The following is a 3,150-nucleotide window of genomic DNA, read 5'->3' as shown; positions in this document are numbered from 1 at the left end:
GATGGCGTTCGGGGCCGGGGGGTACTCCATGTACTCGCGGCTGCGCGTGACCACAGGCACGTTCATGGACAGGACCCCGGCGTTGGCGAACTGGAGGTCCAGTTTGATGCTCTCGCCGCCCCTGAGGCTCTTGGGGATCGCCTCGAGCATGATCTGCGGCGCGGGCTTGCCGGTGTTGACGAGCTGGTTGCTCGGGAGCTGGATCGGGGCCGTTACCTTCACCGTGCCCATGCCGCCGGCGGAGACGGCCTGGAGCGTGTCCGCGGCGCCGGCGGTGTTGAGGATGTTCAGGTAGATCGGGGCGGAGCCGCGCCAGGCGAGCTGCGCCCCCGAGTCTGGCCCGAGGATGAACGCCTGCGGGATGTGAATGCCGCTCTTGCCGTAAGCGCCGTTATCGATCAGTACTTGTGCCTCGTTGGGTGCGTACGGCTTGTTGGTGGTGGCATCGAATCCGGCCGCGCAGCCCGCGAGCGCGGGGGCTGCCAAGAACGCGGCGGCTACGGCAATCCAGCGACGGCTGGTCACGGGCGGGTACTCCTTGGTTCTGCTTGGTTCTGCGCAGGTGTCGCGCGTGCGTGTAGTGCAGCGCCCACCATATCCACCCCAATGCAAGGTCATATCCACACCCCCGCAGGTCATTCGCTATGTCCACAAATGCGATTCATAGAGTTGAGCGGTTGTCAAGCCCCAATATGCGGCCTTGACCTGCAGTTATGATGATTTCACTGTTCCGGGAGGCTGTGGATGCGTGGTACCCTGGAGTACAGCGGAAGGGGTACTTGTCACATGACTTTCCAGGTCGGCGACACTGTCGTCTACCCCCACCATGGGGCTGCTCGGATCGAAGCAATCACGAAGCGATCCATCAAGGGTGAGGAAAAGACCTACCTGGTGCTCAAGGTCGACAAGGGCGACCTTACGGTCCAGGTGCCAGCCGAAAACGCAGAACTCGTCGGTGTGCGCGATGTTGTCGGCCAGGAAGGCCTTGAGCGGGTTTTCGACGTCCTTCGGATGCCGCACACCGAGGAGCCGACCAACTGGTCTCGTCGCTACAAGGCCAATCTCGAGAAGCTCGCCTCCGGCGATGTCAACAAGGTCGCCGAGGTGGTTCGGGACCTGTGGCGCAGAGACCGCGAGCGCGGCCTGTCCGCCGGCGAGAAGCGCATGCTCGCCAAGGCACGTCAGATTCTGGTCAGCGAGCTGGCTCTGGCGGAGAAGACCAACGAGGACAAGGCTGAGGCCCTTCTCGACGAGGTCCTCAACTCCTGAACACACAACTTCCGCGGGTGGGCGTCGGAGTCGACGTCCACCCGTTCGCATCGGATGACTCAGGACGCCGGCTCAACCTCGCGGGCCTGAGCTGGCCGGGTGAGATCGGGCTTCAGGGCCACTCCGACGGCGACGCCGCCGCACACGCCGCCTGCGACGCGCTGCTGTCCGCGGCCGGCATGGGTGATCTCGGACGGTTGTTCGGCACGGCCGATCCGCGCTGGGCGGGCGCCTCGGGTGTCGCCCTGCTGGAGGAGACCGCCCGGCAGGTGCGCGCGGCCGGTTTCGAGATCGGCAACGTGGCGGTCCAGGTGGTCGGCAACCGGCCCAAGCTGGCGCCGCGCCGCGAAGAGGCCGAGAAGGCGCTCAGCGCCGCCGTGGGAGCGCCGGTCAGCGTCTCCGCCACCACCACCGACGGGCTGGGCCTTACCGGCCGTGGAGAAGGCGTGGCGGCCATCGCGACGGCTCTCGTGGTCAACCTTTCCTGAGGCACTCGCGTCCTATGTAGGGACGCGTGAGGGTGTCCTCCGGCGGGCCGCCTGGCCCGCCCAGTCCGAAGGCGGCGGTTCGTCACTGGCGCGGTACGGGCCGCCGCCTTCTCTCTTGGATAGTTTGCCTGATCAAAGGGTATATGTCCCCCCAGACATGTGAACGTTTCGGGGGGAGCTCCACATGATCGGCGCGATTATTTCCGCCATAGTCATCGGCGCCATCGTCGGCGCCCTGGCCAGGCTGCTGGTGCCAGGCCGGCAGAACATGTCCATCGGCCTGACCCTCGTCGTGGGTATCGTGGCCGCCCTGATCGGCACGCTGCTCGCGCACGCCTTCGGCTGGGGCAACACGAGGGGGATCAACTGGCTCGAGCATCTGCTCCAGCTCGTCCTGGCCATCGTCGGCGTGCTGGTCGTGACCCGCCTGGGCATCGGGCGTGTCGGGCGTGGCGGTGGCCGTTCGGGCCGACCAACCACCTGACCTCGCTCTTCGTAACGGCGGTGCATAAACGCCGTAGATCGGGTAGCCAAGCTCCCCGTGAGGATGAACCGCTCACCCTCACGGGGAGGTTTCATGTCATGACCATCGAGTCCATCCTCGGCGCCATCGTGATCGGCGCCGTCATCGGCGCAATCGGTCGTCTGCTGCTTCCCGGCAGGCAGGCCATCGGGTGGATCCTCACCATCGTCGTCGGCATCGTGGCCGCTCTCCTGGGCACGCTGCTCGCCCAGGTGCTGGGCGTCGCGACGACCCCCGGCATCGACTGGATCGAGCTGGTGATGCAGGTGGTGCTCGCCATGGTGGGCGTCGGCCTGGTCGCCGGACTGAAGCGCGGTAGCCGGACCTGACGGCCCGGCTCACGGCGGGATACAGCGGCCCGCCCGGGAACCCTCCTCCCGGGCGGGCCTTTGGCGTGTCTCAGCTCTCGGGCGGGCGCGGGGTGCTGCGCAGGCGGCCCGACGGGGCCGGGGTGTCGCCGTGGACCACCGGGTGCGGGGCGGTGTCCTCGCCGTCGTTCCGCTCGTCCTCGTCGGCGGCCTCCGGGCCGTGGGCGGGGTCGGGCGTCTCTTCGTCGTAGACCGGGTGCGGCTGGGTGTCGGCGTCCCTGTCGTCCCCTTCCTCGCCGTGGCGGGGGTGGACGAGGACGTCGCTCGGCTTGACGCGGTCGCCCCAGCGGACGGGGCGGGTCACCGGCTCGGGGTCCGGTTCTTCTTCTTTTACCTGGGCCGGCCACTCGGACACCTGCGCCGAGATCGGGGGTGTCTCGGGAATCGGGTCGGGGTCCGGGTCGGAGACCGGGGCGGGCGGCTGCGTCGGCTGCGTCGGCTGTGTCGCTTGTGTCGGATGTGTCGCTTGTGTCGGCTCCGGGAGGACGGGTGGGGGTGCGGG

Annotated in this window: 6 protein-coding genes; 4 read left to right on the top strand and 2 right to left on the bottom strand. The window is 67.8% G+C overall.

Annotation, left to right across the window (positions count from 1 at the left end; all coding sequences use genetic code 11):
• Nucleotides 1–525: copper chaperone PCu(A)C (locus FAF44_RS52575; RefSeq protein WP_237111016.1), on the bottom strand; the 525-nt coding region annotated here is incomplete at its 3' end.
• A gap of 261 nt (nucleotides 526–786) precedes the next feature.
• Between FAF44_RS52575 and FAF44_RS52570 the strand changes: the two genes are divergently transcribed.
• The 4 genes from FAF44_RS52570 to FAF44_RS52555 all read left to right on the top strand — a co-directional run bounded on the left by FAF44_RS52570 (nucleotide 787) and on the right by FAF44_RS52555 (nucleotide 2,609).
• Nucleotides 787–1,269 (top strand): CarD family transcriptional regulator, encoded by a 483-nt coding sequence (locus FAF44_RS52570; RefSeq protein WP_043624891.1) that lies wholly within the window; start codon nucleotides 787–789, stop codon nucleotides 1,267–1,269.
• 17 nt (nucleotides 1,270–1,286) lie between these two features.
• Nucleotides 1,287–1,757: a 2-C-methyl-D-erythritol 2,4-cyclodiphosphate synthase gene (gene ispF / locus FAF44_RS52565; protein WP_237111015.1), complete on the top strand. Its 471-nt coding sequence runs from the start codon at nucleotides 1,287–1,289 to the stop codon at nucleotides 1,755–1,757.
• A 184-nt stretch (nucleotides 1,758–1,941) separates the two neighbouring features.
• A complete protein-coding gene (locus FAF44_RS52560) occupies nucleotides 1,942–2,241 on the top strand; it encodes a GlsB/YeaQ/YmgE family stress response membrane protein (RefSeq protein ID WP_237111014.1) in 300 nt (99 codons plus the stop codon).
• A gap of 98 nt (nucleotides 2,242–2,339) precedes the next feature.
• Nucleotides 2,340–2,609, top strand: coding sequence for a GlsB/YeaQ/YmgE family stress response membrane protein (locus tag FAF44_RS52555; RefSeq protein ID WP_237111013.1), 270 nt, complete (start codon nucleotides 2,340–2,342; stop codon nucleotides 2,607–2,609).
• A gap of 70 nt (nucleotides 2,610–2,679) precedes the next feature.
• Here FAF44_RS52555 and FAF44_RS52550 read toward each other — a convergent pair whose 3' ends face one another.
• Nucleotides 2,680–3,003, bottom strand: a complete 324-nt coding sequence (locus tag FAF44_RS52550; protein ID WP_237111012.1) for a hypothetical protein — start codon at nucleotides 3,001–3,003, stop codon at nucleotides 2,680–2,682.
• Between the last annotated feature and the right edge of the window lie 147 nt (nucleotides 3,004–3,150).

The sequence above is a fragment of the Nonomuraea sp. MG754425 genome (assembly GCF_021699195.1).
Classification (GTDB): domain Bacteria; phylum Actinomycetota; class Actinomycetes; order Streptosporangiales; family Streptosporangiaceae; genus Nonomuraea.
Note: the sequence above shows the minus strand (reverse complement) of the source record. Positions and strands in the feature narration are given on the sequence as shown.

Excerpts from the sequence above, each read along its gene's own strand:
- FAF44_RS52570 (WP_043624891.1), top strand. The coding sequence starts at position 787 with ATGACTTTCCAGGTCGGCGACACTGTCGTCTACCCCCACCATGGGGCT.
- FAF44_RS52560 (WP_237111014.1), top strand. The coding sequence starts at position 1,942 with ATGATCGGCGCGATTATTTCCGCCATAGTCATCGGCGCCATCGTCGGC.
- FAF44_RS52555 (WP_237111013.1), top strand. The coding sequence starts at position 2,340 with ATGACCATCGAGTCCATCCTCGGCGCCATCGTGATCGGCGCCGTCATC.